This is a genomic window from Halomicrobium katesii DSM 19301, assembly GCF_000379085.1.
GTDB lineage: Archaea > Halobacteriota > Halobacteria > Halobacteriales > Haloarculaceae > Halomicrobium > Halomicrobium katesii.
Window position 1 is genome coordinate 2616613 of sequence record NZ_KB905378.1, and the last position, 20856, is coordinate 2637468.

Annotated in this window: 22 protein-coding genes; 9 read left to right on the plus strand and 13 right to left on the minus strand. The window is 65.9% G+C overall.

Features of this window, described 5'->3' with window-relative positions:
- Position 1: 1 nt before the first annotated feature.
- The 5 genes from HALKA_RS0113775 to HALKA_RS0113795 form a co-directional block, all read right to left on the minus strand.
- A complete protein-coding gene (locus HALKA_RS0113775) occupies positions 2-268 on the minus strand; it encodes a hypothetical protein (protein ID WP_018258543.1) in 267 nt (88 codons plus the stop codon).
- 57 nt (positions 269-325) lie between these two features.
- Positions 326-2440: a pentapeptide repeat-containing protein gene (locus HALKA_RS0113780; RefSeq protein ID WP_018258544.1), complete on the minus strand. Its 2115-nt coding sequence runs from the start codon at positions 2438-2440 to the stop codon at positions 326-328.
- A gap of 66 nt (positions 2441-2506) precedes the next feature.
- Positions 2507-5326, minus strand: a complete 2820-nt coding sequence (locus tag HALKA_RS0113785) for a DEAD/DEAH box helicase (protein ID WP_018258545.1) — start codon at positions 5324-5326, stop codon at positions 2507-2509.
- Between the two features lie 159 nt (positions 5327-5485).
- On the minus strand, positions 5486-7915 hold the full coding sequence (locus HALKA_RS0113790; RefSeq protein WP_018258546.1) for a methyl-accepting chemotaxis protein: 2430 nt from the start codon (positions 7913-7915) through the stop codon (positions 5486-5488).
- The gene (locus HALKA_RS0113795; RefSeq protein ID WP_245545395.1) at positions 7912-9144 is read right to left on the minus strand and encodes an ABC transporter substrate-binding protein; all 1233 of its coding nucleotides are present in this window, start codon (positions 9142-9144) and stop codon (positions 7912-7914) included. The genes HALKA_RS0113790 and HALKA_RS0113795 overlap by 4 nt, the downstream gene beginning before the upstream one ends.
- A 211-nt stretch (positions 9145-9355) precedes the next feature.
- Here HALKA_RS0113795 and HALKA_RS0113800 point away from each other — a divergent pair, with 211 nt between their 5' ends.
- The gene (locus HALKA_RS0113800; RefSeq protein WP_018258548.1) at positions 9356-9619 is read left to right on the plus strand and encodes a hypothetical protein; all 264 of its coding nucleotides are present in this window, start codon (positions 9356-9358) and stop codon (positions 9617-9619) included.
- On the opposite strand, the gene HALKA_RS21470 is transcribed toward HALKA_RS0113800, so the two are convergent.
- From HALKA_RS21470 to HALKA_RS0113820, 4 genes are all read right to left on the minus strand, one after another.
- Positions 9616-9771: a DUF7837 family putative zinc-binding protein gene (locus HALKA_RS21470; RefSeq protein ID WP_018258549.1), complete on the minus strand. Its 156-nt coding sequence runs from the start codon at positions 9769-9771 to the stop codon at positions 9616-9618. The genes HALKA_RS0113800 and HALKA_RS21470 overlap by 4 nt on opposite strands.
- A gap of 69 nt (positions 9772-9840) precedes the next feature.
- Positions 9841-10590, minus strand: a complete 750-nt coding sequence (locus HALKA_RS0113810) for a metallophosphoesterase (RefSeq protein ID WP_018258550.1) — start codon at positions 10588-10590, stop codon at positions 9841-9843.
- Positions 10590-12146, minus strand: a complete 1557-nt coding sequence (locus HALKA_RS0113815) for a hypothetical protein (protein ID WP_018258551.1) — start codon at positions 12144-12146, stop codon at positions 10590-10592. Before HALKA_RS0113815 ends, HALKA_RS0113810 begins: the two co-directional genes overlap by 1 nt.
- Complete coding sequence (locus HALKA_RS0113820) at positions 12143-13414, minus strand: Single-stranded DNA binding protein (protein ID WP_018258552.1); 1272 nt, start codon at positions 13412-13414, stop codon at positions 12143-12145. Before HALKA_RS0113820 ends, HALKA_RS0113815 begins: the two co-directional genes overlap by 4 nt.
- Positions 13415-13669: 255 nt before the next feature.
- On the opposite strand from HALKA_RS0113820, the gene HALKA_RS0113830 reads away from it, so the two are divergent.
- Together HALKA_RS0113830 and HALKA_RS0113835 are read left to right on the plus strand one after the other, a co-directional pair.
- Positions 13670-14143 (plus strand): hypothetical protein, encoded by a 474-nt coding sequence (locus tag HALKA_RS0113830; RefSeq protein WP_018258554.1) that lies wholly within the window; start codon positions 13670-13672, stop codon positions 14141-14143.
- 32 nt (positions 14144-14175) lie between these two features.
- Entirely contained in the window at positions 14176-14847 is a 672-nt protein-coding gene (locus HALKA_RS0113835; protein WP_018258555.1) for a 2,5-diamino-6-(ribosylamino)-4(3H)-pyrimidinone 5'-phosphate reductase, read from the plus strand.
- A 43-nt stretch (positions 14848-14890) separates the two neighbouring features.
- Here the strand turns inward: HALKA_RS0113835 and HALKA_RS0113840 are convergent, their stop codons facing one another.
- Positions 14891-15175, minus strand: a complete 285-nt coding sequence (locus tag HALKA_RS0113840; RefSeq protein ID WP_018258556.1) for a DUF7545 family protein — start codon at positions 15173-15175, stop codon at positions 14891-14893.
- 77 nt (positions 15176-15252) lie between these two features.
- Positions 15253-16299, minus strand: a complete 1047-nt coding sequence (locus HALKA_RS0113845) for an NAD(P)/FAD-dependent oxidoreductase (protein WP_018258557.1) — start codon at positions 16297-16299, stop codon at positions 15253-15255.
- Positions 16300-16400: 101 nt separating this feature from the next.
- Here HALKA_RS0113845 and HALKA_RS0113850 point away from each other — a divergent pair, with 101 nt between their 5' ends.
- The 3 genes from HALKA_RS0113850 to HALKA_RS0113860 all read left to right on the plus strand — a co-directional run bounded on the left by HALKA_RS0113850 (position 16401) and on the right by HALKA_RS0113860 (position 18123).
- On the plus strand, positions 16401-16685 hold the full coding sequence (locus HALKA_RS0113850) for a DUF357 domain-containing protein (RefSeq protein ID WP_018258558.1): 285 nt from the start codon (positions 16401-16403) through the stop codon (positions 16683-16685).
- Between the two features lie 204 nt (positions 16686-16889).
- On the plus strand, positions 16890-17864 hold the full coding sequence (locus HALKA_RS0113855) for a transcription initiation factor IIB (RefSeq protein ID WP_018258559.1): 975 nt from the start codon (positions 16890-16892) through the stop codon (positions 17862-17864).
- 79 nt (positions 17865-17943) lie between these two features.
- On the plus strand, positions 17944-18123 hold the full coding sequence (locus HALKA_RS0113860; RefSeq protein ID WP_015763363.1) for a DUF7836 family putative zinc-binding protein: 180 nt from the start codon (positions 17944-17946) through the stop codon (positions 18121-18123).
- Here the strand turns inward: HALKA_RS0113860 and HALKA_RS0113865 are convergent, their stop codons facing one another.
- Positions 18124-18528: a translation initiation factor IF-2 subunit beta gene (locus HALKA_RS0113865; protein ID WP_018258560.1), complete on the minus strand. Its 405-nt coding sequence runs from the start codon at positions 18526-18528 to the stop codon at positions 18124-18126.
- A gap of 216 nt (positions 18529-18744) precedes the next feature.
- Between HALKA_RS0113865 and HALKA_RS0113870 the strand changes: the two genes are divergently transcribed.
- The gene (locus tag HALKA_RS0113870; protein WP_015763361.1) at positions 18745-18981 is read left to right on the plus strand and encodes a UPF0058 family protein; all 237 of its coding nucleotides are present in this window, start codon (positions 18745-18747) and stop codon (positions 18979-18981) included.
- A 77-nt stretch (positions 18982-19058) separates the two neighbouring features.
- Here the strand turns inward: HALKA_RS0113870 and HALKA_RS0113875 are convergent, their stop codons facing one another.
- Entirely contained in the window at positions 19059-19544 is a 486-nt protein-coding gene (locus HALKA_RS0113875; protein ID WP_018258561.1) for a DUF555 domain-containing protein, read from the minus strand.
- An 87-nt stretch (positions 19545-19631) separates the two neighbouring features.
- Between HALKA_RS0113875 and HALKA_RS0113880 the strand changes: the two genes are divergently transcribed.
- Positions 19632-20540 carry a DNA-3-methyladenine glycosylase family protein gene (locus HALKA_RS0113880; RefSeq protein WP_018258562.1) on the plus strand — a complete coding sequence of 303 codons (909 nt, stop codon included), beginning with the start codon at positions 19632-19634 and terminating at the stop codon, positions 20538-20540.
- 36 nt (positions 20541-20576) lie between these two features.
- Positions 20577-20855 carry an acylphosphatase gene (locus HALKA_RS0113885; protein ID WP_018258563.1) on the plus strand — a complete coding sequence of 93 codons (279 nt, stop codon included), beginning with the start codon at positions 20577-20579 and terminating at the stop codon, positions 20853-20855.
- Position 20856: the final 1 nt, after the last annotated feature.

Consider the following 20856-nt stretch of genomic DNA (forward strand, 5'->3'; position numbering starts at 1 on the left):
TTCAGAGGAGGCTGTCGTCCTCGTGTACGTCCTGTGCGTTGTCGACGGTCACGTCGCCCTCTACCGTTCCGGAATCGAGTGTCACGTCTTCGGACTGTTCGACGTGGACCTCACCGCCGTGCTCGACGATCACGTCCTGTGCCGACTCGATGACCAGTTTCCCCTCGACGCGACCGGTGTCTACGTGTACGTCTTCGGCCGACTCGACGACGACATCTTCGGTCGCGTGTTCGACGATCACGTCCTCTCCGCTCACTCGTTCGGTCATGATCGGGCGTTCGGCGAGGACTCGAAAAGGTCTTTTGCCGTACCGCGCTCCTGTGGCCTATATCTCTGAGCGTTTGATCAGGCAGTACAACACCAGCCCCGAGAGGATGACGTTGACGTACACCTCCATCCCGGCCATCGCTCTCGCGGCCGCGCCCTCCGGGCCGATGTAACCGTAGCCGATGGTGAGAAACGTAATATAACTGAAGTGGATATTTCGATAGAGGATCGACAGCGCCTCGGGAGAGAACAGACCGGGAGCACCGGAGAGCGGCGGAACCGTCGTCGCGAACGCTGACCCGCCGAAGGCGTACAGCACCGCTGGGAACAGCGGAAAGAGCGCGAAGACGGCGACGATCCGCCCCAGTCGCATGCCGTGACCGCAGGTGATGCCGAGGAACGCGTTCTCGACGGCGCGACTGGCGTTTTTCGCCCGCGTCACGAGGTCGGTCGTCCCGTCTCTGGCGATGCCGACGTACTTCTTCCGGGCGAACTGCTGGCGTCTGACCCGGAACTCGCCGGCGGCCTTCATCTGGCCAGCACTGGAGGCTGCCGTCTTGGCTTTGAGATAGGTGCGCTCGACGTTCTCGGGGGTCATCGGCATCGCGAACGTCACGTCGGCGAAGTTCTCGTCGAACTCGTGGAGCGACCAGTCGTTTCGATCCAGGTAGTCCGTGTGTGCCGAGAAGTCGAAGTCGTAGCCGTCGAACTCGTTGAACTCCGTGTTGCAGAAACGGAAGTAGTCGAGGAGCTGCCGGTGGTCGCTCTCGGTGGTCGCACTCAGCGACACGGAGCCGAGACTCGCGTTCGTCAGATCGTAACGAACCCAGCCCCCCTCTGGCTGACGGATCTCTCCGTCCTTGATGATCGCGCGGGTGAAGTCCACGTAGCTTTCGTTCGTGATCGGAACGACGTGAAAGACGGCGCGATCGAACTTCGCACCGCGGAAGTCGGTCTCGGCAGCGAAACGGGTGTCGACGAACGATCCGGAGCTGAGGACGGCGTCCTCGAAACTCGCCCGCGCCACGAAGGTCGCTCCGTCGAAAGAGGCGTCCTCTTCGAGGTGATTGTCGGCTCCCCGAAACTCCGCTCCGCGAAATATAGCGACATCGTCGAACGACACCTGCTCGAAGCTCACGTCGCCGTCAAACCGGGCCTCGTCGAAGTCGACCTCGTCGGCGAACGTCGCAGCTTCGAAGGAAGCGTCACCGTCGAAGCGAATCTCTTCGAACGTCGCACGGCCGTTCACCGTGATACCGTCGAACAGACCGTCCCGAAAGTGCGCATCACGGGCGTTCAGTTCGTCGTCGAACACCGCTTGCGAGAACGTGGCGTCTTCTTCGAGTGAACGGGCACCGCCCTCGAATTCCGCTCCGCGAAACACCGCAGGGCCCTCGAAAGTGACCGACTCGAAGTCGACATCGCCGCCGAAGTCGACCTCGTCGAAGTCCGCTTCGCTCTGGAAGGTCGCACGGGTAAACGCCACGTCCCCGGTAAACGTCGTCTCTTCGAATCCGACACGATCGGCGACGGACACGTCTGCAAAGTCCGCGTACGTAAACGCCGCCTGACGGAAGTCGACCTCCCCCTCGAAGGTCGCCTCCTCGAAGCTGGCGTTGTCTCCGAGTTCGTTCGACGCACCACTGAACGAGGCGGTTTCGAACGAGACCGACGCCTCGAAGCTGGCCCGTTCGAAGTCCGCGTCGTTGCCGAAGTGTGCTTCCTGCAGTGTAACGGGGCCAGTAAACGTCGATCCGGTCACGTCGAACTGATCGTCGAACCGCGCCTCGAAGGCGTCGACGGCACCGCTCACGGTCGAGTCGGACAGTTCCAGGTCGAACTCGAAGCGGGCTCCGGAGAGTTCGAGACCACCGATGTCACAGTGTTCGAAGCAGATCGGCACGGTCACGTCGGCGTCGACAGCGCTAACTGCCCCCTCGAACGTGCAGTTCCTGAAGACGACCGGATGGTTGTTGTCGCTCTCGACCGTTCTGAAATCGAGGTTCAGTGCCGGTAGCGTACAGTCAGAGAGTACTTTCTCCTCCTGATCCCCGCGCTCGATCACCGAGAACAGAGCGTCGAGGACTTCCTCGTCGCCGATATCGAGTGCCTCACGCTCGTCGGGCGACCGTTCGAGGAGCGCTCTGGCGTCCGATATCGCGGTCTCTGGCATGATCCAACGTGATCAACTGACGAACAAAAATCTACCCAATCTCCAGTCACGTGTGTGCAAGTGACCTCACCAGAACGATTGGGTGCGGGCGTACTCGCGTTCCTGCTGGAGGATGTCCCGGTAGAACTCGTCTTCGTCCTCGCGGAGTTTGTTGATGATGCGAGCGGCGTTGTGGGGGCCGACGCCGCGCGCGGCCAGCGCGATCACCGCCTGTTTGCCGTGGCTCTGGACCAGCGACGCCGACCGGTAGGCCCGTTCGGTCATCTTCTCCTGGTCCTCGTCTTTGTCCTCGGCTCGCACCGCCGAGATCACCTCCTCGGCCCACGGATTGAGTGCGGCGATGCGCGTCGACCCACAGTCGGGACAGTCGGGCTGGTCGCGGACGCGACCGACCTGCTGTTTGCGCCGCCAGTCTCGGCAGTGGAGACAGAACAGCAGCACCCGGTCGTTCTGGATGCGCTCCCTGACGGTCTGGATGACGCTGGCGTCGGCGTGTTCCGGCGAGAGCAGTTCCCGACCGGACGAACGGCCGCCGAGGCCGATCGACGTGCGGTCGCCGACGGTCTCGACGGCGATCGAGCCGGACTGCACCGCCGACAGGACGGTCTGGGTCGCTTCCACGGCCAGGTCCTCGTGGAACACCTCGCGGACGGCCTCGTCGTAGATCGGCGTGTCTTCGAGGGCGGCCAGCAGTCGATCGCGTCCGAACCGACCGGAACCGGAGCCCCGCCAGCGCTTGAGCGTGCCGAACTTCGCCGCGACCTGGGCGAGCTTGAACTTCAGGGCGTCGGCGTTTTTCAGGCTTAGCTCGATGATGTGGCGGACATGCTCGGGATCAGTCGTCTCCAGCACGTCGATCACGTCGCCGCCGCTGACGCCGCTTGGCAGTTCGAGTTCGATCCGGTAGGGATCGACCTCCATCGCGACGGTCGCGCCGGCCCGCTGACCGACCAGCGACGAGAGCAGTCGGCCGAGCGTCTCGTTGACCTGGTGGCCCAGACAGGCGTTGACGACGACCTCGCGGCCGTGCATCTCGACGACGATCGTCTCGTCGTCGGGGATCGGAGCCTCGTGGTCTCGGAGCTGTTCGAGCCCGCTCTCGACGGTGGCCGGATCGCCCTCGTAGCGCCGCGTGAGATCGCGGGCCACGGCGTCGGCCGCTGCCCCGTCCTGGAGCTGTCTGCCGGCGACGCGTCGCAGTTCGCCGACCTCGCGGGCGACCGCCTGTGGGACCGGGATCTCCTGGCCGACCCACGACGGCACCTCCCCGGCGGGGTCTTCGATGGGCGAGACCGTGACGACCTCCTCGTCCTCGTCGACGTTCGTGATCCGCCACATCTCCCCGCGCTGGATGAACACCTCGCCGGGGTTCGCGAAGTTGACGACGAACTGCTCGTCGAGCGTGCCGATCTGGTCGCCCGAGGCCACGTCCTCCACGTCGTAGGTCGCCTCGTCGGGGATCATCGAGAGGTTCTGATAGAAGTACTGCCAGGTCCCCCGTCGCTTCTCCAGTCGGTCGTTCTCTTCGTCGACCCAGAGCACGCGGTTCTCGGCGAGTTCGCGGACCACCGCCCGAAACTCGTCGGTCGTCAGCTCTCGGAAGGGATACGCCCGCGTGACGATCTCGTAGGCCTCCATCGCGCGGATCTCGCCGACGTCCATGACGATGCCGGGGACCTGATTGGCCACGGTGTCGAGGCTGCCGTCGTGGACCTCGGCGGGCTCGACCTCGCCGTCGAGAGCCTGTCGCGTGATCGCCAGCGCCTCCAGCGTGTCGTCTGGATGGGTGGTGACGACGGTCCCCGAAGACAGCAGGTCCCGGCGGTGCCCCGCGCGGCCGACGCGCTGGAGGAGCCGAGCGACCTGGCGCGGGCTCCCGTACTGGACGACGTGGTCGACGCGGCCCACGTCGATCCCGAGCTCCATCGACGAGGTACAGAGCAGCGCGTCGAGATCGCCCTCTTTGAAGCGGTCTTCCACGTCGATTCGCGTCTCCTTGGCCAGCGATCCGTGGTGGACTCCGAGATTCGTGCCGAGTTCTTTGAACCGCGAGCCCAGTGCCTCCGCCGTCTGGCGCGTGTTGACGAACACCAGGACGGAGTCGTGGGCCGCGATCAGTTCGTCGATCCGGCGGACGTGGCTGGCGACCTCGGGGTCGGTGACGAGTTCGCTGGCCAGGCGCTCGTCGGCATCGGTGACCGTCGGCCGGACGACGGACACGTCCAGACGGCCCCCCACGTCGACCTCGACGATCCGACAGCCGCGGTCGCCGGTGAGAAAGCGCCCGACGGCCTCGGGATCGCCGACGGTCGCCGAGAGCCCGATCCGCTGAAACGGACCCGACACCTCGCGCAGCCGTTCCAGCCCGACGGTCAGCTGTGCGCCGCGCTTGGCGGCCGCGAGCTCGTGGACCTCGTCGACGACGACGTGGGCTACGTCTTCTAGCGCTGTCCGGAGCTTCGAGCCGGTCAACATCGCCTGGAGCGTCTCCGGCGTCGTCACGAGCACGTCCGGCGGATCGTCGGCCTGCTGCTGGCGCTGGTAGTCCGTCGTGTCGCCGTGGCGCACGTCGATCTCGAGGTCGAGCGCGTCGCCCCACCAGTCGAGCCGCTCGCGCATGTCGCGGTTCAGCGCCCGAAGGGGCGTGACGTACAGCGCCCCGATGCCAAAGCAGTCCTCGTCGGCCAGCGCGTCGAAGACCGGGAGCATGGCCGTCTCCGTCTTCCCGGTCCCCGTCGGCGCGACGACGAGCGCGTCGTCTCCCGCCGCCAGCGGCGGAATCGCCTTTCGCTGGGGCTCCGTCGGCGTCGTAAAACCCCGCTCGGACAGCGCCGATCGGACCGACCCGCCGAGTGCAGTGAACGCGTCAGCGCCCGTCTCACTCATCGCCACTGCTAACGGCTGGACGAGGTTAAAGATGCGGACAGCGCCGGTCCACAACGGCCCCGAGTCGGACGGGGACCGCTCATACTGCCGGCTGTCCGTCTGTGACGAATGTCGCGACCTCGTATCGCAAATCTCTCGAAACAGTGACAGCCGGCGGTATCAGTCGTCCGACGCGGCCGACGCTTCGCCGGTGGTGCTTCGGGCGTCGGTGTCGAACTGGTTGACCAGTTCCTTCAGGTCACTCGCCTGGCTCGACAGCGACTGGATGCTGCTCGTGACTTCGGAGATCGACGCGGCCTGTTCCTCGGCCGACGCGGCGACGTTCTCCGACTGCGAGGACGTCTCTTCGCTGATGGAGCCGACCTCCTCGGCCATCGAGACGACCTCCTCCATGGAGGCCGCCTGTTCGTCGGTCGCGTCACTGATCGCCTGGATCCCGGAGTTGGCGTCCTCGACCTGCGTGACGATCTCCGAGAGGGCTTCCGTGGCGTTTTCGACGGTCTCCTTGCCGTTGTCGACTCGGTCGCCCATCTCGCGGATGTCGTCGACGGTGTTGTCCGTCCGGGACTGGATGTTCTCGATCAGCGACGCGATGTCGTTGGTCGCGTCCTGGGTCTCCTCCGCCAGCGCCTTGATCTCGCGGGCCACGACGGCGAACCCTTCGCCGGCCTCGCCGGCTCTGTTGGCTTCGATGGAGGCGTTCAGCGCCAGCATGTTCGTCTGGTCGGCGATGTCGTCGATCAGCGTGACGACCTCGCCGATCCGCTCCATCTCCGAGGCGAGGGACTCGACTTGCTCGACGGCCTCTGTCGCCGTCTCGTCGATCGCTTCGATCTCGTCTGCGGCCAGCTGCCCGTATTCGCGCCCCTCAGAACCGGTTTCGGCGGCGCGCTGGGACTTCGAGGCGACCTCGTCGGTCGAGGACGTGATCTCCTCGACGGTCGCCGAGAGGTCCGTCATCTCGCCGCTGACCTGCTGGATGTGCTCGTTCTGCCGGTCTGCGCCCTCCGCGATCTGCTGGACGGATCGACTGACCTGTTCGCTCGCGGACTTGATCTCCTGTGCGCTCGCGGAGATCGACTCCGTCGAGGAGTCGACGGTCCCGGCGAACTCCTCGATGCGGACGACGGTCCGTTCGAGCTCCGAGACCATCTCGTTGAAGCTCTCCGCGATGTCGACCATCGCGTCGTAGTCGCTGTCGGTGTCCATCCGCTGGGTGAGGTCGCCGGCCGCGGCACTGTCCATCACGTCGCTGAACTGTTCCGCCTTCGCTTCGAGGGCGGTCGCCATCGACTCGGCCTCCGCCTGCGCGGACTCCGCCTCGTCTTTGGCCTCCTCGATGTTGGCGATCAGTTCCTGGATGTCGACGCTCATCTTCTCCAGCGCCGCACCGAACTCGCCGGGGATCTCCTCGTCGAGCGCGGGATCGTCGAACCGCTTCTCGGAGATCGCGTCCGCCTGGTCGGCGGCGGTCGTCAGGTACGCCTGCATCGCGGCGAAGGCGTCGTACAGCTGTCCCATCTCGTCGATGCGGTCGGTCTCGGGGATCGTACTGTTGATCTCGCCCGCAGCGATGTCCTCCGCGCTCTCGGCCACGTGGGCGAGCGAACGGGCGGTTCCCCGGCCGATCGTCGCTCCGACGACGAACAGCGCGCCGACCGCAAGCGCCAGGAGGAGGCCGATGTTCTCGGAGACCGCCGACTGGAGCGCGAACGCGCGGTCGGTCGGGACGTGGTAGAGCAACGCCCACTCCGTGCCGGTGATCGGCGTGTACGCCATGACGTACTGTCCCTCGTCCATGCCGGTCCGGGCCGAGACCTGTCTGTATCCAGTCTCGCCGCCGAGGGCCGCCTCGACGGCCGTCTCAGTCGAGCCGTCGGTCGTCTCGTACTGTTCGAGGAGCGATCCCTTTCGGTTGTCCAGAATGATCCGCCCGTCCTGGCTGACGACCTTCACGTCGCCGGTCGCGAACGGCGACGTGAACTCGTGGGATCGCGCTTCGAGCGACGCGGTGAGTACCACGACCCCGTCGTCTCCGGGGATCTGCTGGACGAACGCGATGACAGAGTCGCTCCCGCTCTCGTAGGGCTGGGAGGTCGAGGTCGGACCCGAGGTGACGACTGCGCCGCTACTGTCTGTCCAGGGGGCCTCGACGGCGGCGAGCGACGTGCCCTGGAGGCCGTCGTCTGTACTCGCGGCGACGGATCCGTCAGCGGTATCGACGTAGTGAAGCGCTCGAACGTCCCCTGGCAGTCCGATGAGCTTCCGTTCGAGCCAGCGCTGGTTGTCTGCGGCGGTTTCGTCGGCTCGATCCGCAAGCGAATCGGCGAGGAACGACGTTGTCGACTGTTTACTTGACGCCCACTCCGAGGTCGACGACGCCTGTGACTCGGCGACGCCGACGATTTGCTCTTCGGTCTGGGACTCGACGAGCGACTCGGTTTCGAGGATGACGAGTCCGCCCCCGGCCGCGAGGACGAGGACGACCCCCAACAGCAGCACACCGAACTTCGCGGCGTAGCGTCGCCTGACAACGTCGGGAAGCGATCGCTCGACCGCAGCGAGGAACCGTTTGGTGCCCAGGCTCATCGTCCCCCCTCCGATTCGAAGAAGCCACGCTGGAGCAACTCCAGGGACTCGACGACGCCGCCGTCGATCCGCTGGATGAGATACGAACTCAGCGGTTCGAGGTTCTCGGTCAGGTCGACGCCGCCCGACGCACCCTGATAGTTCAGCTCGCGTCCCGCGTCCGTCAACGAGCGCACTTTGTCGAAGTCACCGACGGAGACCGTGTGTCCCGTGTCGCCCGAAACCGACCGGATCGTGTCCGCGATCGCCGGGCCGGTCGTCTCGCCGGCCTGCTGTGCGGCGGCGGCCATCAGGAACATCGCGTCGTAGCCGTTCGCGGCGAAGGCTGCGAGCGCGTCGATGTCGGACAGTCGGCGAACCAGATCGAAGTACCCGTCGGCTCGCGACGACGACAGCGACGCGCTGTAGAATCCGTCGTAGTACGACGGCACGTCCCCGCCGAACATCCCGGCGGAGAACACCCACGGAACGTCTTCGTCTCGCTGGCTGTACGCGTCGAGAATGCTCCCTTCCTGTCCGGAGACGCTCGTAAAGGCGACCGCGTCCGGATCGTTCTCGAAGACGGTATCGAGCGTCCCGTCGAACGACTCGGCCGCGGAGTCGTAGCGCACGTCGGCGACGATTTCGGCGTCGAGCACCGACCGCTGTGCCTCCGCGAGCCCGGCTCCGAACGAGTTGTCGATGCTCAACAGCGCGACGGAGTCGGCACCGATGTACAGCGAATCGTCCACGACTTTCGCCATCGCCACCGCCTGGAGCCCGTCACTGGGAACGGTCCGCCCGAAGAACTTCCGATCGTCGGCCCGCCCGGCCGTCGTCAGTTGCGGTGCCGTACTGGCCGGACTGACCGCCATGATTTCGTCGTCGACGATTTCCTGTGAGAGCGCGATCGACACGTCACTGACGAATCCGCCTACGAATCCGATACCGCCGCTCTCGGCGAACTCGCGGTATCCCTCGACCGCGGTCTCGACGGTCGCCTCGCTGTCGATCACTGTCAGTTCGACCTGTCGTCCGTTGATGCCGCCTGCCGCGTTGATGTCTCGCACCGCCTGCTCGGTCGCCCGCTTGCCGTGTGTCCCCACCCGTTCGAGGGGTCCACTGAGAGGATACACGGCCCCGAACGAGACAGTCTGGTCACTGCCGCTGAGAGTACCCAAGCAGCCCGAAGAGAGCCCGACCGCCGCGGTACCGACGGCCCTTTTAAGTACATTACGTCTAGTGCGCATGGTCCAAAAGAATCTATTTTTCCCATAAAGGTGTTCCCCAGACATTATCAACGGTGAGATTCTGGTAAACGGATTGGTGAATATATGTAGGTTTTTCTAGCAATTTATACGGCGGCTACCTATCTCAAAGCCGTCGGGGACACAGTAATCGCTTCCGACCGCTCGCGCTGTGGGACGCCAGCCATATGTTCGCGCTCGCACGAACTACTGTATGAACGCTCGCGTCCTCTATCTCGTCTCGTTGACGGCGTTCGGCGTCGTCTCGGTCGTCGACACCGCACTCGCCGCATTCTCTGGCCTCACGACGATCGACTGGATCACCGGTGGCGTCGGCGCGCTGGTCCTGCTCACCGCTCTGGCGGGGTTCTCGAACCCCGAGGAGTCCGGCGCGCCGACCGAGAGCGGACCGCTGCTGTGGGTCGTCGTGGTCGGTGCGTCGCTGTTCGTCCTCACGACGATCGCGACGTGGCTCTAGATCGGGTGGACCACTTCTCGACAACCCGGACACTCGGCGTAGGACTCTCGCCCGGCGTCGGTCTCGTACTCGATGATGACCAACCCGAGCGGGATCTCGGTCTCGCAGTCCGGACAGCGCCCCAGCGTGTGGTCCGACGATACCGCGCCCATGGTGGACAGCCCGGCGCTACCCCCGTTGTTATACGCCCGCTACCCGCCGGTACGATCCGACTACGGCCCTCAGATCGATCGGTACCGACCGAGACGCGTTCCGTCGAGGAGGTAGGCCTCTCCGTCGGCCAGCCCCGCCGGGAGGAACGGAGCGAGAAACTCCTGGCCAGCGACGTTGACCCACGTGCCCCCGGAGCGATCGTTGAACGCCGGGCACACGACGAGGTCGGCGTCGATACCCAGTGCGCCGTCGGAGTGGCTCTCGAACGGCGCGGGGTCGACGCGCCCGCGGAGCCACGCGCGCTCGACCCGTCGGCCGCCGACCTCGTCTTCGAGACGGACGACCGGGTGTTCGTGGCCGACACAGACCACGTCGGCCCCGAGCACTGCCCGACTGGGCCAGGTGTGGCCGTGTGCGAATCCGACCGAACCGATCCTGACGCCGTCGCTGGGTGTGACCGTCACCGGCGTCGCCGCGTCCGCACACAGCTCGTCGATCCCGCCGTCGTGGTTCCCGCGAACGACGGTCACCGGGACCTCGACCGCGTCGAGGAGCGCCGTCACCTCCTCGCGTTCGGCCCCTGCCGGGTCGCCGATCGAGTGAACGAGATCGCCGAGGACGACCAGTCGGTCGGGAGCAGTTTCGGCGAGCAGATCGAGGAGTCGGTCCCGCCGCACGTCGGCGTCGCTCGCCAGTTCGACGCCCTCGCGGCGCAGTCCCCGCTCGATACCGGCGTGGTAGTCCGCGACGACGAGACAGCGCTCCTCGCCGGTGGTCGCGACCGCTGCGGGGCTGTCTGGAACCGGTTCGACGCCCATCAGATCGGTTTCAACAGGCCGTCGTCGGGCTCGTAGCAGCGCCCACCCATCAGCGCGTCCTGGATGGCGTCCTCGACGGCGTCGGGATCGCCGCCGGTCCGGTCGACGACGGCGTCGACGATCGCCGTCCGGGCTGCGCCGTCCCCGTCGTCCAGATCGTCCATCACGTCCATCACTGCGTCTTCGAGGGCCACGTCGGCCGCGTCGTCCTCGTCGGGCGAGTCGGCGCTTCGGGCGGCCTCAGTTTCGGCCTCGCCCGGATCGGCGACCGACGACGGCTCCGCGTCTGCTGCCGTGGCGCTCTCGGCGTCGACCGCCTCCGGATCGGGCGCGTCGATGTCGGTCGCGCCGGGCTCGTCGACCTCGGTCCCGCTCTGGAACTCCGTGCCGTACTCGGACTCGATCTCCTCGCGCTCGCTCTCGTCGAGTTCGAACTCGGGGTCGAACTCCCCGAGATCGTCGTCCACCGAGTCCGTCTCCCCCGTCGCAGACGAATCGGCGGCCGTCCCGAGGTCTGACGCTGACTCGTCGGTGGGCTCATCGCCCGTCGTCGTGTCGATCTCGTCCGGCGACGGTTCTGCCGTCTCGTCCGGCGAACCGGCTCCGGACGGTTCTTCCTCGGCCACGTCGCCGACGCTCTCGGTCGTCTCGCCCGCGGGTTCGTCGTCGATCGAAGAGGCGTCCGAACCGCTCGACTGCTGGCCCGTCGTCGCTTCCGCGGTTCCCGCGCGCTGGTCGTCGGCCGTCTCGTCCGGTCGGTCTGTTTCGACCGGTTCCTCGGCGACCGTTCCGGCCGCTTCGTCGTCGGTCGACACCTCGATCGGTCGCTCGACGAGCCCCGCGAGTTGGTCGTCGCTGCCCTGTCCCGGTCGGACGGTCAGTGGCTCGACCTCGTCTCGCTGGCCGGCGACGACGCGGGCGGCGTCGATCGCGAGGTCCCGCACTGCCGCGAGGTAGTCGCCGGTCGTTCCGTAGCGTTCCAGCGCGATCGGGATGCCAGCGGCCACTCCCTCGTCGACGCCGTGGCCGACGAGCGCCGCCCGCAGGTCGTCGCCGGTCAGGCCGGCGTGTTTGCCTTCTGCAGCGCGTGCCACGCGGTCGATGGTCTGCTCTGCCGTCCGGACGACCCAGCGGTCCCGCGTCGCCGCGTCGACCTCGTTGATCGACTCGGGCCGGACGGAGGTGTACACCTGATCGCTGTCGTCTGGCTGGTAGGTCCGAGCCTTGCCCGTGACCGCCACGAACGTCGGCGGGTCGGCACTCTCCAGGAAGGCAAGCGCCTCGGGCTGGTACTGGCCGGCGTAGACGACGAAGGGACCCGAGGGGTCGACGACGCGGGCCCGGAGGTAGTCCTCGCTGACCGTCTCGACCTCCGTCAGCACGCCCACCAAGAACATTCTATTCACGCGTGCGCCCGTCGGCGTGACGACGTAGTTGGGCGCACGCTCCTCGTCGCTCTCGGAGTACGAGAAGTCCGCGTCGTCGAACTCGGCGGCAAAGAGGCGATAGGCGACCTCGCGCCGGCCCGCGCCGCCCTGATCCTCGTCGGTGCTCATGGCTCGACCTCCGCGAGCAGCGTCCGAGCACGTTCTGCCGGGTCGTCGTCGCTCGCCTCGAAGCTGGTCGCGTCGAGGTTCGCACCGTACTCGTCGACCGACAGCGAGCCACGGACGACGTACTCCAGACCGACGATGCGGTCGGCGATCCGCTCGGCGACGACCTCCTTGTCCATGGCGTCGCGAGCGTGCTCGGTCGCGTCCGCGAGGTCACCGCCGTACACGTCGGCGGTCAGTTCGTCGTCGAGCACGACCGTCGCGGTGCCGCTGCCGTCGTCGAGGATCGCTTTCGTCCGCAGATCGTCGACAGCGTCGACCGTGCCGTGGCTCCGGCACTGCCCGTTCTGGACGACGCGGCCACACTCCGGACACCGCTCGATCAGGCCCGAGCCGTCCCGCACTTCGATGATGTTGCCGGTCAGCTCGACGTCGAAGAGTCCGCCGGAGTCGACGGCCTCGCGAATCGGCATCCGCTGTGCGTTCTCGGTCGCCGAGACCGTCCGGTCCAGCGGCGTCACCGTCGAGAACTCCGAGACGTTGATCGACGGCGCGCCCCGGAACTCCCGAACGAACACGTCTTCGATGCGGATCGACGCGCCGACTTCGATCTCGGCGTGTGGGTCCCAGTCGGTAAACGGGAGCCGGGTGCTCTCGTCACCGAAGACGCCGCTGAGGATGTCGGTCTCGCCGTTGCGGCCGTCGATCGTCTTCTCCTCGACCTCCAGGACCTGCACCTCGACGTTGATCCCGCGGTCGCCCGGCGCGAGCGTGGCGAGTTCGGCGTCGCCGCCGATCTCGTAGGGCACGTCCAGCGGGTCGTCGGATCGCTCGATGCTCGTGCTCTCGCCGAGGTTCAGCTCGGGTCGCCCGTCCCACTCGCGGACACCCGCGTTGCCCGCGGTGATCGTGTCGCCGGCAGCCAGTCCGAAGTCCTCCCAGGCCGTGTACGAGATCGTCCCGGTCTCGTCGGCGAGTTCGCCCTCGAAGATCACCTGTTCGTCGCCCTGGTACTGGATCGACCGCTGGCCGACCGTCAGCACTCGGGCCGTGACGGTGACGTTCGAATCGCTCGCCGAGATCTCGGCGATGTCTTTGCTCGATGGCGTCGTCCCGCCCTCGCTGCCGTCCCCGTACTTGCGTCTGAGGCTCTGCTTTGCCTCGTCCATCGGGACGGAGTAGTTCACGAGATTCGCCAGATCCTCTTTGACCTCCTCTTTGTCGACACCGAGGTCGGAGGCGAGTTCCTCGGCATGCTCGTCGAGTGTCATCGGGCCGTGGTTCGGCGGCGGCGATGAAAAGCGTTCGGTGGTGCGCCGACGCCGCGACCGGCGGGAGACGAGTGTTTACGTCTCCATCCGTTGACGTATGGCCGGCACATTTTTATTCGAGATAATGGTACTTGACGCGTATGCCACTGCGCGGGGTCACACTGCCGGCTGTCAGTCTGTTACGAATCTCGGGACTGGTCGAGTCGCGTTCGCTCGGTGACGCACGCGAACTCCAGCGCCAGCGGGGTCGATGACATGGGCGGCGCATTCGGGAAGAAGCCCTCGGACGCACACGTCGTCTGGACGAACAGGGACGGCGAAGGAGAGGGCAAGAAGAGGTTCGACTTCGAGTATCTGGAGCTGTGGGCCGCACACTTCGGCGTCGACTACGAGACCCGAACGCGGGTCGACCACGAGCGATCGGACCAGCCACGCGAGCAACACGTCGTGATCTTCGAGTGGGAAGCGCTCGAAGCGGAGACGATGGAGCTGGGGGACACGGAGTGGACGATGGGGCGCCAGCGAACGCCGCGTACCTTTATCGAAATCGATAGCCACGGCGATGGCCGGATCAAGAGCTGGTCGTCCGAGATCGTCGTCGACGTTCGCGAACTCTGGCTCGACGGGCCGGCGGTCAGGCTCCGGACGAGTGCCCACGGCAAGAAGGCCATCGACGCCCGGAAGCTACTGGCCGACGGCGAGCGCGAGCCGGAACGTCGCGTTTCGTAACCGGTTTTTGCGCCAGTTCCGTCCAGACGACCATGCACGTGGTCGTCAACGCCGCCATGAGCGCCGACGGGAAGCTGTCGACGCGCCGCCGCGAACAGATCGAGATCTCGGGAACGCGGGACTTCGACCGGGTCGACGAGTTGCGCGCCGAGAGCGACGCGGTCATGGTCGGGGTCGGGACGGTGCTGGCCGACGATCCGTCACTCACGCTCGACGACCCCGAGCGCCAGCGGGCCCGCGAGGACCGTGGCGAGCCCGCAAATCCCGCGCGAGTCGTCGCCGACTCACAGGTCAGGACTCCGCCGGACGCCCGCGTCCTCGACGAGGCGGCACTCACCTACCTGCTGGTCAGCCAGGCGGCACCGACGGACTTCGTCACGCAGATGGAGGACGCGGGCGCGACGGTCATCGCAGCCGGCGAGGACCGCGTCGATCTGGTCACCGCACTCGCCAAGCTGGCGGGCGACGGCATCGACCAGCTGATGGTCGAGGGCGGGGGCGAGCTGATCTTCTCGCTGTTCGAGGAGGGGCTGGTCGACGAACTGTCGGTGTTCGTCGGCTCGACGGTGATCGGCGGACGGGACGCCCCGACGCTGGCAGACGGCGAAGGGTTCGTCGAGGAGTTTCCGGCGCTCTCGCTCGACGGCGTCGAGCGGGTCGACGACGGCGTCGTCCTCTCGTGGACGGTCACCGACGCGGCGTGAGCGCGTCGCTGGAGGACCATGAAATCGCGACAAGAGATCGTAGTTAGTGATCGTGGCCGGTCAGCTCGGAGAACGTCGCGCCGAAGCGCTCTTCGAACAGCTCCATCGCGGTCTCGTTGACGGACTCGATCTCGGCGTCGGGTTCGCCCTGTGCGTGGTGGACGGCACCGTGGATCCGCTGGGCCATGCCGAACATCGCGATGTCGCCGACGACTTCCGGGTCGGACTCATCGCCTTCTCGGAGCATGTCCACGAGCGCGGTCGGGACGGTCAGTTCGTCGCGTTCGTCGCCGGCTTCGAGTGTCACGGTGACAGTGTCGTCTGTCATGACTGCTCGTTGGCCGCCGCTACGTAAAGGGACTGCGGGTCGGCGAGCACGGTACGAGAACGCGAGTGTCCGGTTCCTCAGTCGTCTGCCTGCGGGGCGGTCTCGGCGGCCAGGGACGCTTCCGGAAGCGATTCGAGGTACTCGTCGGCGTCGAGCGCGGCCTTACAGCCCATCCCCGCGGCGGTGACGGCCTGCTGGTAGTGGTGGTCGACCACGTCGCCGGCACCGAACAGCCCCTCGACGGCGGTGGCGGTCTCGCCGTCGCCGACACCGCCCTCGGTCTGGAGGTACCCGGCGTCGTCCAGTTCGACGCCGGTGTCTTCGAGGTAGCCGGTGTTGGGCGTGTGACCGATCGCGAGAAAGACCGCGCCCACGTCGAAGTCGAACTGCTCGGTCTCGGGGTCGTCGAGCGCCTCAGAGGGGTATCCTTCGTCGTTGCGGGCCAGCGTGACGTGGTCGACGCCGTCTTCGGCCGAGCCGTGGATCTCCAGCAGCTCGGTGTTTCGCATGATCTCGATGTCGCCGTCCTCGACCTGTTCCTGGACGCGATCGACCCAGTAGTCCTCGGCGCGGAACTCCTCGCGGCGGTGTGCGATGTAGACGGTGTCGGCGAACTTCGTCAGGAAGGTGGCCTCCTCCATGGCGGCGTCGCCGCCGCCGACCACGAGCATGTCCTCGTCGCGGAAGAACGCCCCGTCACAGGTCGCACACGTCGAGACGCCGTAGCCCATCAGTTCGTCCTCGCCGGGGACGCCGAGGGTGCGCGCGCTCGCCCCGGAGGCGGCGATAACGGCGTCGGCGGTGTAGGCGTCGCCGTTGGCGAGTTCGACGCGGAACGGGCGATCGCTCGCGTCGACGTTCTCGACGATTCCGTGATCGAGTTCGGCACCGAACTGCTGGGCCTGCTCTTTCATGTCGTTGACCAGGTCGGGGCCGCTGATCCCCTCCGGAAAGCCCGGGTAGTTCGCCACGTCCGTGGTGAGGGTGAGCTGGCCGCCGGGTTCGTCCCCCTCGAAGACGAGGGGATCGTTGTTCGAGCGGGCGGCGTAGATGGCGGCGGTGAGCCCCGCGATACCTGTCCCAGCGATGATGAGTCTCCGGTGTTCGACGGCGTCGTCAGTCATTACTTACCCTACTTCGCGGCGGGCTTTGTAGGTTGCGCTGTCGTGTCTGGCCCGCATCCATCGGGCGAAACCGCTTAGCCACTCGACGGTCTGTACCGGGTATGGCTGCGGAGTTACGGGAGAAGACCGATCGATACGAGGGACTGCTCGCGGACGCCGTCGCGGCGGCCGAGATCGCACCACCGGAGGGGACGCCGATGCACGACGCGGCCGTCGAGTGCGCGGAGATGGCGGCGTCGTATCTCGAAGACGGCCGGCACTTCCGGGCGGACGACGACCCGGTCAACGCGCTGGCGTCGTTCTCCTACGGCCACGCGTGGCTCGACGCCGGGGCGCGAATCGGACTGTTCGACGTGCCGACCGAGGGCCACCTCTTTACGGTTTAGGCGGTCACTACCGGTTCCACCGCGAGAGAGCGACCGTCTCGCGTCGATGTCCCACACACTCATGACAACTGACAGCACGGCGCAGTCCTGCGAATCCCGACTTCCGCTACCATAACTCTTATATGTTTTTCTAACTAACTACTTGTTAGGAGGGTCGCAACCTATTTTTTAAAGTTTGTGTCCTCAGCAATCGAGACATCCACTATGAGCGAGATACATACCCGAACCAACAGCGGCGAACAGCAGACCAGCACAGAGATCGAGACGGAGGAGGAAAGCGTCGACGAGAGTCTCTGCCCAGAATGTGGCGGCCACACACAGCTCGACGCAGAACACGGCGAGACGGTGTGTAAAGAGTGCGGACTGGTCGTCGAGGAAGACGAGATCGACCACGGGCCCGAGTGGCGCGCGTTCGACGCCAGCGAGAGAGACAGCAAGTCCCGCGTCGGTGCACCGACGACCAAGATGATGCACGACAAGGGGCTGTCGACCAACATCGGCTGGCAGGACAAGGACGCCTACGGCAACTCCCTGTCCAGCTCCCAGCGCCAGAAGATGCAGCGTCTGCGCACCTGGAACGAGCGGTTCCGGACACGCGACTCCAAGGAGCGCAATCTCAAGCAGGCGCTGGGCGAGATCGACCGCATGGCATCGGCGCTCGGACTCCCCAAGAACGTCCGCGAGACGGCCAGCGTCATCTATCGCCGCGCGCTCGACGAGGACCTGCTGCCGGGCCGCTCCATCGAGGGCGTCGCCACCTCGTCGCTGTACGCCGCCGCGCGTCAGGCGAACACCCCCCGGTCACTCGACGAGATGACCCACGTCTCACGCGTCGAACGGATGGAACTCACCCGGACCTACCGTTACATCGTCCGGGAGTTGGGCCTGGAAGTCGCCCCGGCCAAGCCCGAGAGCTACGTCCCGCGCTTTTGCAGCGAACTGTCGCTGTCAGACGAGACCGAGCGGCGCGCACGCGAACTGATCGAAGCCGCTCGCAACGGTGGCATCCTCAGCGGGAAGTCGCCGGTCGGAATCGCGGCCGCAGCCGTGTACGCCGCCGCACTGCTGACCAACGAAAAGGTCACCCAGAGCGAGGTCAGCGGCGTCGCGGACATCTCCGAGGTCACGATCCGCAACCGCTACAAGGAGCTGCTCGACGTCGACGGCCTCCCAGCGTAACTCCTCGCCCGTCGTGTCGGATGCGCTCGCTGCTGGAACACGAACCTTTTTCCGCGTTCATTGCGTGTTATTCACAACCATGGAGGAGGCCTACGTTCGACTGCTCTGTCCCGAGTGCAAGAAAGACTGGGAGTCGACGCCGACCGCGCTCCCGAAACACGACGCCACGTACCACTGTCCGAACTGTCACGCCAGTCGGCGACTCGCGGAGTACACCAGAACCGACAGAGACCTGGAGACGCTGAAGGGACTACAGTAGCTACGGTCCGGCCGGCGACTGCGCGCCGCAGGCTTCGCATCGCAGCACCGTCGCGCCCTGCTCGTCCTTGAGTTTCGTGTCGGGGAGCCCACACTCCGGACACAGCACGTATGCGTCGGCGTAGGCGTCGAGCGCGTCGGCGATGCGTCGCTCCCGGAACTCACCAGTGAGCCTGGCCCGGCCGCTCTCGTCGATGTGGCCGCTCGTCCCGACCTCGTTCTGGAGGAACTGCATCACGTGTTCGTCCGCTCGCGAGAGTCGGTCACAGACCGACTGGAAGTTCTCGAACACCGTCGCGTTCCCCTCCTGGCGAAGGTCCGGATCGGGAATCTCGAACCGTTCGCCGTCGCCCTCGATCTCCGGCGTCTCCTCGACCGCCTGATCGAGCATCTCGTCGTAGTCCATACTGTCCCCCAACACGGCGGCGACCAAAAATCTTTCACGCCCCGCCCGAACAGTGCGTAGACAGTGACTACACCGCGGTCAAGAGGTAGTAGACACCGCATTCGTTTCGACGAGACCCGCGTATAATCCGTCTACTTCGGGACCGTAATTGAAACGCGTGTGTTAACCACACTCAGAGTAGTACTATAACCCTTCGGTTTCTAGGTGTGGGTGACTATGAAGAAGCAGGAACTCATCCATCTCCACGGCCTGCTTGCACAGGTACAGAACCACTACGAACAAGAGACAGGGGACACAGTCGAACACGACAAGTACGTCGATCTCGGTGTCCAGCCGACCTCGATTCACAAGTCGAAGACGGACCACAAGGCCGCTGTATTTGCCCTCGCGAAGGGTATTACGTCCGAGATGAACGCCGAAGAGAAAGAACCTGTTTCTGCTGCTGCCGACTGAACTCCACTCTCAGTCACCGGTCGTCGATATCTACAGCAATCGACGGACAGTGCTCTGTCGCGTGAGAAACGCCGACGTTATTCGTTCAGTAACTCGTCGAACTCTGGTAACACGTCGTCCGAATCCGACTCCGTTCCCGCGTCCGTCTCGCCAGTGTCGGACGCGGCACCGTCGGCCTCGTCGTCGGTCGAGTCCGCTGGGTCTTCGGCGTCGGAGTCGTCTGTCTCCTCGATGGTTTCGATCTGTAGTACCTCCAGCGGGATGTTCTCGAGGCGCTGGCCGATCTCCTTGCGAGCGATCCGGGCGGCGTGTTCGTCGCGCTCGACGTTGAAGACGGTCATCTCCAGTTCGAGCGCGACCAGGCTCTCGTCGGCAGCGATGAAGGCGGGTTCGAGTTCGTCGCCACAGTGAGGACACTGGCGTTCGCCCATGTTGATCTCGACGTAGTTGAGGTCCGGATTGAGCATCTCGCCGGTCTTCGAGATCGCGATCCGGACCGCCTCGTCGGGAGTTTCCACGTCGTAGACGGGCACAGCGGCCTCGACGACAACTCGACAATCCATACATGTCGATTCGACTGCCAGTATTAAGAAGGTTAGCCCGTCACGCTCTCGAAAACTAGAAACCGCCCAAGCCCCGACGACGAGTCGATGCAACGGGGCCAGATAGCGACCGCGAGCCTGCCGGGTGGCGTCGACCTCCAGTCGACCGTCGAGAGCGGCCAGTCGTACCTCTGGGACCGCTCTGACGGTCGCATGTACGATCAGGACGGCGCACACGGCGGCTCGGCGTGGTACTGGACGACCGTCAGGGTCGACGGTCGAGCCCACGTGATCAGGGTTCGACAGCGAGACGGCCACCTCGAATGGGAGAGCGACATCGACGCGACGCCGCACCTCCGACGACTGCTCCGACTGGACGACGACCTCGAAGCGATCCGCGCGACGGCACCCGACGACGCCGTCGTCCAGGACGCGTACGACGAGTACCGGGGGATGCGTCTCGTCCGCGATCCGGCGTTCGGCTCGCTGATCTCCTTTATCTGCTCGGCACAGATGCGCGTGGGCCGCATCCACGGCATGCAACAGGCGCTGCGCGAGACGTACGGCGACGCAGTGACGTTCGACGGCGAGACCTACCACGCGTACCCGACGCCCGAACAGCTGGCAGCGACGACAGAGGCGGCGCTGCGAGACCTCGGGCTGGGCTACCGCGCGCCGTACGTCCTGCGGACCGCGACGATGGTCGCCGAGGGGAAAGCAGACCCGCAAGCGGCCCGCGAGATGGCCTACGAGGCGGCTCGCGACCACCTCACCCAGTTCGTCGGCGTCGGAAACAAGGTCGCCGACTGCGTGTTACTGTTCTCGCTCGATTTCCTCCAGGCGGTCCCGCTGGACACCTGGATCAAGACGACCATCGAGGAGTACTTCCCGACCGCCGATCGGGGCAACTACGCAGACACCTCGCGGGCGATCCGTGAGGCTCTCGGCGGCGAGTACGCCGGCTACGCGCAGACGTACGTCTTCCATTTCCTCCGCAGCGGCGGCGACCCGGCGTGAACACGCTCTTGGGCCTCGGCGTCATCACGTTCGACCATGTCCGACCGCACGCGCGCACACGTGTTCGTCAGCGGCAAGGTACAGGGTGTCTTCTACCGCGCCACCACCCGCGAGACCGCGGGCGAGACGGGCGTCGACGGCTGGGTGAAGAACCTCGCCGACGGCCGCGTCGAGGCGGTCTTCGAGGGCCCCGCGTCGGCCGTCGAGTCGATGGTCGAGTGGTGTCACGAGGGCAGTCCCAGAGCCCGCGTCGACGGCGTCGAGGTCGAGTACGAGGAGCCACGCGACACCGACGGCTTCGAGATCCGGCGGTAGC

Coding starts and splice junctions, on each gene's coding strand:
- HALKA_RS0113855 (WP_018258559.1), top strand. CDS start 16,890: ATGAGCGAGATACATACCCGAACCAACAGCGGCGAACAGCAGACCAGC.
- HALKA_RS0113775 (WP_018258543.1), bottom strand. CDS start 268: ATGACCGAACGAGTGAGCGGAGAGGACGTGATCGTCGAACACGCGACC.
- HALKA_RS0113875 (WP_018258561.1), bottom strand. CDS start 19,544: ATGGATTGTCGAGTTGTCGTCGAGGCCGCTGTGCCCGTCTACGACGTG.
- HALKA_RS0113880 (WP_018258562.1), top strand. CDS start 19,632: ATGCAACGGGGCCAGATAGCGACCGCGAGCCTGCCGGGTGGCGTCGAC.
- HALKA_RS0113815 (WP_018258551.1), bottom strand. CDS start 12,146: ATGAGCACCGACGAGGATCAGGGCGGCGCGGGCCGGCGCGAGGTCGCC.
- HALKA_RS0113785 (WP_018258545.1), bottom strand. CDS start 5,326: ATGAGTGAGACGGGCGCTGACGCGTTCACTGCACTCGGCGGGTCGGTC.
- HALKA_RS0113850 (WP_018258558.1), top strand. CDS start 16,401: ATGGCTGCGGAGTTACGGGAGAAGACCGATCGATACGAGGGACTGCTC.
- HALKA_RS0113870 (WP_015763361.1), top strand. CDS start 18,745: ATGAAGAAGCAGGAACTCATCCATCTCCACGGCCTGCTTGCACAGGTA.
- HALKA_RS0113790 (WP_018258546.1), bottom strand. CDS start 7,915: ATGAGCCTGGGCACCAAACGGTTCCTCGCTGCGGTCGAGCGATCGCTT.
- HALKA_RS0113780 (WP_018258544.1), bottom strand. CDS start 2,440: ATGCCAGAGACCGCGATATCGGACGCCAGAGCGCTCCTCGAACGGTCG.
- HALKA_RS0113845 (WP_018258557.1), bottom strand. CDS start 16,299: ATGACTGACGACGCCGTCGAACACCGGAGACTCATCATCGCTGGGACA.
- HALKA_RS0113860 (WP_015763363.1), top strand. CDS start 17,944: ATGGAGGAGGCCTACGTTCGACTGCTCTGTCCCGAGTGCAAGAAAGAC.
- HALKA_RS0113865 (WP_018258560.1), bottom strand. CDS start 18,528: ATGGACTACGACGAGATGCTCGATCAGGCGGTCGAGGAGACGCCGGAG.
- HALKA_RS0113885 (WP_018258563.1), top strand. CDS start 20,577: ATGTCCGACCGCACGCGCGCACACGTGTTCGTCAGCGGCAAGGTACAG.
- HALKA_RS0113820 (WP_018258552.1), bottom strand. CDS start 13,414: ATGACACTCGACGAGCATGCCGAGGAACTCGCCTCCGACCTCGGTGTC.
- HALKA_RS0113835 (WP_018258555.1), top strand. CDS start 14,176: ATGCACGTGGTCGTCAACGCCGCCATGAGCGCCGACGGGAAGCTGTCG.
- HALKA_RS21470 (WP_018258549.1), bottom strand. CDS start 9,771: ATGGGCGCGGTATCGTCGGACCACACGCTGGGGCGCTGTCCGGACTGC.
- HALKA_RS0113830 (WP_018258554.1), top strand. CDS start 13,670: ATGGGCGGCGCATTCGGGAAGAAGCCCTCGGACGCACACGTCGTCTGG.
- HALKA_RS0113840 (WP_018258556.1), bottom strand. CDS start 15,175: ATGACAGACGACACTGTCACCGTGACACTCGAAGCCGGCGACGAACGC.
- HALKA_RS0113810 (WP_018258550.1), bottom strand. CDS start 10,590: ATGGGCGTCGAACCGGTTCCAGACAGCCCCGCAGCGGTCGCGACCACC.
- HALKA_RS0113800 (WP_018258548.1), top strand. CDS start 9,356: ATGAACGCTCGCGTCCTCTATCTCGTCTCGTTGACGGCGTTCGGCGTC.
- HALKA_RS0113795 (WP_245545395.1), bottom strand. CDS start 9,144: ATGCGCACTAGACGTAATGTACTTAAAAGGGCCGTCGGTACCGCGGCG.